The organism is Methylobacterium sp. CCH5-D2 (assembly GCF_001556475.1).
GTDB lineage: Bacteria > Pseudomonadota > Alphaproteobacteria > Rhizobiales > Beijerinckiaceae > Methylobacterium > Methylobacterium hispanicum.
Window position 1 is genome coordinate 1 of sequence record NZ_LSIX01000489.1, and the last position, 6,407, is coordinate 6,407.

5 protein-coding genes and 1 pseudogene are annotated in these 6,407 nt (G+C 70.0%); 4 read left to right on the forward strand and 2 right to left on the reverse strand.

Annotated elements, in window-relative coordinates; translation table 11 throughout:
* From AX737_RS12425 to AX737_RS12440, 4 genes and pseudogenes are all read left to right on the forward strand, one after another.
* A pseudogene (locus tag AX737_RS12425) lies at positions 1-291 on the forward strand (tripartite tricarboxylate transporter TctB family protein); the annotation flags it as partial.
* A 14-nt stretch (positions 292-305) separates the two neighbouring features.
* Positions 306-1,811 (forward strand): tripartite tricarboxylate transporter permease, encoded by a 1,506-nt coding sequence (locus AX737_RS12430; RefSeq protein WP_066921739.1) that lies wholly within the window; start codon positions 306-308, stop codon positions 1,809-1,811.
* 41 nt (positions 1,812-1,852) lie between these two features.
* Positions 1,853-2,824 (forward strand): tripartite tricarboxylate transporter substrate-binding protein, encoded by a 972-nt coding sequence (locus tag AX737_RS12435; protein WP_066921741.1) that lies wholly within the window; start codon positions 1,853-1,855, stop codon positions 2,822-2,824.
* Between the two features lie 160 nt (positions 2,825-2,984).
* Positions 2,985-3,737 (forward strand): TerC family protein, encoded by a 753-nt coding sequence (locus AX737_RS12440; protein ID WP_066921743.1) that lies wholly within the window; start codon positions 2,985-2,987, stop codon positions 3,735-3,737.
* 285 nt (positions 3,738-4,022) lie between these two features.
* Here the strand turns inward: AX737_RS12440 and fumC are convergent, their stop codons facing one another.
* Together fumC and AX737_RS12450 are read right to left on the reverse strand one after the other, a co-directional pair.
* On the reverse strand, positions 4,023-5,531 hold the full coding sequence (gene fumC / locus AX737_RS12445) for a class II fumarate hydratase (RefSeq protein ID WP_082773008.1): 1,509 nt from the start codon (positions 5,529-5,531) through the stop codon (positions 4,023-4,025).
* A gap of 43 nt (positions 5,532-5,574) precedes the next feature.
* On the reverse strand, positions 5,575-6,354 hold the full coding sequence (locus AX737_RS12450) for a succinate dehydrogenase iron-sulfur subunit (RefSeq protein ID WP_066921745.1): 780 nt from the start codon (positions 6,352-6,354) through the stop codon (positions 5,575-5,577).
* Between the last annotated feature and the right edge of the window lie 53 nt (positions 6,355-6,407).

Genomic DNA, 6,407 nt, shown 5'->3' on the forward strand with positions numbered 1-6,407 from the left:
GTGCTGGTGGCCGGCTACGCGAGCCACGAGGCGCGGTTCTCCGAACTCGCCATCCTGGGCCTGCTCCTCACCGCCGGCTGCATGCTGCTGTTCGGCGATCTCCTGAACCTTCCGATCCCGATGCTGCCGACGGCGCTGATCCAGGCGCTCTCCGGCACGCTGCCCTCGCGTACCCTGCTGCGGATCGCGGCCGGCGCCCTCGCCCTCGCGGGGCTCGTCCTGCTCGTCGTGAGCCGCCGCTCGGCCAAACGCGAGCCGATCGACGTCGCCCGCCATTCCCTGACGACCTGAGCGGACCGCGCACCATGACGGACCTCCTGTCCAACCTGGGCCTCGGCTTCGCCGTCGCGCTCAGCCTCCAGAACGTCGCGCTCTGCTTCCTCGGCTGCCTCGTCGGCACGCTGATCGGCGTCCTGCCGGGCGTCGGGCCAATCGCCACCATCGCGATGCTCCTGCCGATCACCTTCGGGCTCGATCCGGTCGGCGCGCTCATCATGCTGGCCGGCATCTATTACGGCGCGCAGTACGGCGGCTCGACCACGGCGATCCTGGTCAACATCCCGGGCGAGGCGACCTCGGTCGTCACCACGCTCGACGGCCACCAGATGGCCCGCCAGGGCCGGGGCGGCATCGCGCTCGGCATCGCGGCCATCGCCTCGTTCTTCGCCGGCACGGTCGCCACCATCCTGATCGCCGCGCTCGGCGCGCCGCTGACCAAGCTCGCGCTGATCTTCGGCCCGGCCGAGTACTTCGCCCTGATGGTGATGGGGCTCGCCTTCGCGGTGGTGCTGGCGCACGGCTCGGTGCTCAAGGCGGTGGCGATGATCCTGGTCGGCATCCTGCTCTCGACGGTCGGCACCGACCTTGAGACGGGCCAGGAGCGCATGACCTTCGGCTACGCCTTCCTCACCGACGGCGTCGACTTCTCGGTGCTGGCGATGGGCCTGTTCGGCATCGCCGAGATCCTGCGCAACCTCGACCAGAGCGAGACCCGCGACGTGGTCCGCGCGCAGATCGGCCGCCTCCTGCCCGGCGCGGCGGAGCTGAAGCAGGCGACCCCCGCCACCCTGCGGGGCACGGCGATCGGCGCGATCCTCGGTATCCTGCCGGGCAACGGCGCCGTGCTCGGGCCCTTCGCCTCCTACACGATCGAGAAGAAGATCGCGCGCGACCCCTCGCGCTTCGGCCGCGGCGCCATCGAGGGCGTGGCGGGGCCGGAGAGCGCCAACAACGCGGGCGCGCAGACCGCCTTCATCCCGCTCCTGACGCTCGGCATCCCACCGAACGCCGTGATGGCCCTGATGGTCGGCGCGATGACGATCCACGGCATCGTGCCGGGACCGGGCGTGATGACCAAGAACCCGAACCTGTTCTGGGGCATGATCGCCTCGATGTGGATCGGCAACCTGATGCTGCTCGTCATCAACCTGCCGCTGGTCGGCCTCTGGGTGCGACTGCTGAAGGTGCCCTACCGGCTGATGTTCCCGGCGATCCTGATGTTCTGCTCGGTCGGCATCTACTCGATCGGCTCGCAGCCCACCGACGTGATGCTGATCGGCGTGTTCGGGCTGATGGGCTACCTCCTGATCAAGTTCGGCTTCGAGCCGGCCCCGCTGCTGCTCGGCTTCGTGCTCGGCAAGCTGATGGAGGAGTACCTGCGGCGCTCGCTCACGCTCTCGCGCGGCGACCTGATGATCTTCCTGGAGCGTCCGGTCAGCGCTGTGCTGTTCGTGATCGCCTTCGCGATCATCGCCGCCGCCCTGCTGCCCTCGATGCGCAAGAGCCGCGACGAGGTCTTCACCGAAGCCTGAGGTCCCGCACCATTGGGCCGACACGAGGGGAAACGACACGCATGAAACGGGCAATCGCGATCGGCGTCCTGGCGGCGCTCACGAGCTTTACCGCCGCCGCCGAGACCTATCCGCAGCGGCCGATCACCATGATCGTGCCCTTCGCGGCGGGCGGGCCGACGGACGTGGTGGCGCGCATCGTGGCCGAGCCGATGTCGCGCGCGCTGGGCCAGCAGGTGGTGGTCGAGAACGTCACCGGCGCGGGCGGCACCACGGGCATCACCCGCGGCGCCCAGTCCGCGCCGGACGGCTACACCATCATGGTGGGCCACATGGGCACGAACGGCGCCGCCCCGGCCCTGTTCAAGGGCCTCAAGTACGATCCCGCCACGAGCTTCGACCCGATCGGCTTCCTGGGCGGCGTGCCGATCCTGATCGTCGCCAAGAAGGATTTTCCGGCGAAAGACCTCAAGGGCTTCATCGAGGCCCTCAAGGCGGGCGGCCCGAAGATCAACCAGGCGCATGCGGGCGTCGGCTCGGTCTCGCACTCGACCGGCGTGCTCTTCGACTCCCAGGTCGGCGTCAAGCCGACGCTCGTGACCTATCGGGGCACCGGGCCGGCGATGAACGACCTGATGGCGGGTCAGGTCGACTTCATGGCCGACCAGATCGTCAATGTCGGGCCCCAGGTCGCGGGCGGCACGGTCAAGGCCTACGCCATCGCCACGCCCGAGCGTGCCCCGAGCCTGCCGGACGTGCCGACCATGAAGGAGGCCGGGCTGCCGGGCTACGAGGTGAGCGCCTGGAACGCGGTCTTCGCGCCCAAGGGCCTGCCCGCCGACGTCAAGGCGAAGCTGGTCGCCGCCGTGGAGGCGGCGCTGAACGACCCGACCGCGACGAAGCGCCTGACCGAGCTCGGCTCGAACATCCCGAAGGCCGACGAGCGGGGCCCGGCTGCCCTCCAGAAGCTTGTGGAGAGCGAGGTCGCCCGCTGGACTCCGGTCCTGCGCTCGGCCGTCGAGAGCAACCAGTAAAGTCCGAGCCCGGGGCCGCCGGCCGCGCGGCGGGCGGCCCCTCCGGCAGGCTGTGACGGGAGCGGCGTCCCGGGGGGGGCGTTGCCCGCGCGTGCCCGCGATCATCCCAGCCGACGCGCGAGGCTGCGGGAGGCGGCCGCGCAGAGAAGGAAGCCATCCTGTGGACCAGTACCTGACCTCGACCTTTCTGCTCTCGCTCCTGCAGATCATCTGGATCGACATCATCCTGTCGGGCGACAACGCGGTCGTCATCGCCATGGCCTGCCGCGGCCTGCCGGAGCGTCAGCGGCGCATCGGCGTGTTCCTGGGCGCCTTCGCGGCGGCGGGCCTGCGCATCCTGTTCGCGGTCATCATCTCGCAGCTGCTCGCGGTGCCGTTCCTGAAGGTGCTGGGCGGCCTCATCCTGCTGCACATCGCGGTCAAGCTGGTGCGCGGCGAGGAGGAGGGCGAGGAGCACGTCAAGACCAGCGCGAGCCTCCCGAAGGTGGTCTGGACCATCGTGGTGGCCGACGCGGTGATGAGCTTCGACAACGTCGTGGCGGTCGCGGGCGCGGCCAAGGGGCACGACGAGCTCTTCATCATCGGGCTCGCCCTCTCGGTGCCGCTGCTCATCGTCGGCGCCAGCCTGATCACCCGGGCGATCGACCGCTTCCCCGTGCTGATCTGGTTCGGCGGCGCGCTGCTCGGCTGGGTGGCGGGCGAGATGATCGCGACCGACCGTCTCGTGGTCCAGCACGTGGCCGAGACCCTGCCGGCCTCGCTTCAGGGGATCTTCCACTACGCGGTCGCCGCGCTCTGCGCCGCCCTCGTGATCGCGGTCGGCATGCTGCTCCGGCGCCGCAGCGACCGTGCGGTCGCCCGCGAGCAGGCTGCGGCCGTCGGCCGGGCCGAGGCGGACGTGCTCGGGGGCTGAGCCGGGATGCGGGGGGCCGGTCCGCCGGCCCCCTGGATTGCTCGGATCCTGCCGGGGTGCACGGGGGCGGAAGACGGGGGCTCCGAGCGGGCGGGCCACGCGCCCCGGTCCATTCCAGCCCGGCGCAGCCCAGCCTCATGCGCGGCCGGTCACGCTCCCGGGCGCGGTCCTGGGGCGCCTTGCACGAGCACGAGGCTCACCTGTGGCCGATCAGGCGGAATTCGGTCGGGATCGGCCTTGCACCGCCGAGGCTACGGCCTGCTCCGGCGCCATTCCGCAACGCGCTCAGGCGCCGGCCACGCCCGACCCGACCATCGCCTTCGGATCGACCGCCGCGTCGTAGGTCGCCTCGTCGACCTCGCCCGAGGCGAGTGCCGCCTCCCGCAGGGTCTGCCCCTTCTCCATCGCGGCCTTCGCGATCGTGGCCGCCTTCTCGTAGCCGATGTGCGGGCTCAGCGCGGTCACCAGCATCACGCTGTTCTCGACGAAGCCCGCGATGCGGTCGCGGTCAAGCTTCGTCCCCTCGACGGAGTAGACCCGGAACTTCTCGCAGCCGTCGGCGAGGATGCGGATCGCGTGCAGCACGTTGCCGATGATGATCGGGCGCATCGCGTTGAGTTCGAAGTTGCCCTGGCTCCCCGCGAAGGCGACCGCGGTGTCGTCGCCGATCACCTGGATCGCGATCATCACGATCGCTTCGCACTGGGTCGGGTTGACCTTGCCCGGCATGATCGAGGAGCCGGGCTCGTTGGCGGGGAGCTGCAACTCGCCGAGGCCGCAGCGCGGCCCGGAGGCGAGCCAGCGCATGTCGTTGGCGATCTTCATCAGCGCGACGGCGACGCCGCGCAGGGCGGCGCTCGCCCGCACCATCGCGTCGAGGGAGCCCTGCGCCATGAACTTGTTGGGCGCCGTGACGTAGGGCTTGCCGGTGAGTTCGGCGATCGTCTCGGCGACGGCGACGCTGAACCCCTTCGGCGCGTTCAGCCCCGTCCCGACCGCGGTGCCGCCCACCGCGAGTTCGAGGAGCCCGCGGCGCGCTTCCGCGACGGCGTCCATGCAGGCGCGCAGCTGCGCGGCGTAGCCCGACCATTCCTGGCCGACGGTGAGCGGCACCGCGTCCTCGAGATGGGTGCGGCCGATCTTGACCACGTCCGTCCAGTCCTGGGCCTTCACCTCGATCGCCTTGGCGAGCGCTTCCAGCTGCGGCACCAGGGCCTCGTCGATCGCCTTGAGCGTGGCGATGTGCATCGCCGTCGGGAAGGTGTCGTTCGAGGACTGGCCCATGTTCACGTCGTCGTTGGGCGCGACCGGTTCCTGGCTGCCGAGGGTGCCGCCCAGCAACTGGATCGCCCGGTTCGAGAGCACCTCGTTGACGTTCATGTTGCTCTGGGTGCCGGAGCCCGTCTGCCAGACGTAGAGCGGGTAGTGCGCGTCGAGCTTGCCCGCCTCGGTCTCCTCGGCGGCCCGCACGATCGCCTCGGCCTTCCACTCGGGCAGCCGCCCCTCGCGGACGTTGACCAGGGCGCAGGCCTTCTTGACGGTGCCGTAGGCCCGGTAGACTTCGGTCGGCATGCGGTCGCCGCCGATCGAGAAGTGGATCAGGGAGCGGGCGGTCTGGGCGCCCCAGTACTTGTCCGCCGGCACATCGATCGTCCCCATGGAGTCGAACTCCTTGCGCGTGCCCTCGGCGTCGAGGCCGATGGGCACGTCCCTGAGCTCCGGGTGATCGGGTCCGCGCTTCGAATCACGCTTGTCGTCACGCTTGTCGTCACGCTTGTCGTCACGCTTGGGCATGGGCGCTCGCAGGAGGCGTTCGTGAGGGGCGGGCGGTCCGGGATCAGCCGCGCTCGGAGATCTGCCGCTTGATGCCGGCGATGGCCTTGGCCGGGTTCAGGTCCTTCGGGCAGACCGTGGTGCAGTTCATGATCGTGTGGCAGCGGTAGAGCCGGAACGGGTCCTCGAGTTCGTCGAGGCGCTCGCCGACGTGGTTGTCGCGGCTGTCGACCAACCAGCGGCTCGCCTGGAGCAGGATGGCCGGGCCGAGGTAGCGGTCTTGGTTCCACCAGTAGCTCGGGCAGCTCGTCGAGCAGCAGAAGCACAGGATGCACTCGTAGTGCCCGTCGATCCTGTCCCGCTCCTCGGGCGACTGGCGCCGCTCGCGGTCGGGGGCGGGCTGGTCGTTCTTGAGCCAGGGCTCGATCAGCTCGTACTGGGCGTAGAGGCCGCTCAGGTCCGGAACGAGGTCGCGCAGCACCTGCATGTGGGGCAGGGGGCTCAGCCGGACCGGGCCGTCCCCCAGATCCTCGATATGGGTGAGGCAGGCGAGCGTGTTGCGGCCGTTGATGTTCATCGCGCAGGAGCCGCACACGCCCTCTCGGCACGATCGGCGGAAGGCCAGCGACGAGTCGATCTCGTCGGTGATCTTCATGAGCGCGTCGAGCACCATCGGGCCGCACTTGTCGAGGTCGATCTCGAACGTGTCCATCGACGGGTTCTGGCCGCCGTCGGGACTCCAGCGATAGACCTTGAAGTCGCGCTTCTTCTTCGCGTCTCCGTCGAGCGGCCAGCGGCGGCCCTCGCGGAGCTGCGAATTCTTCGGCAGGGTGAACTCGGCCATGGCGGCCTCCTCGTGAAGGGTCTGTCTCTTATACACATCTCCGAGCCCACGAG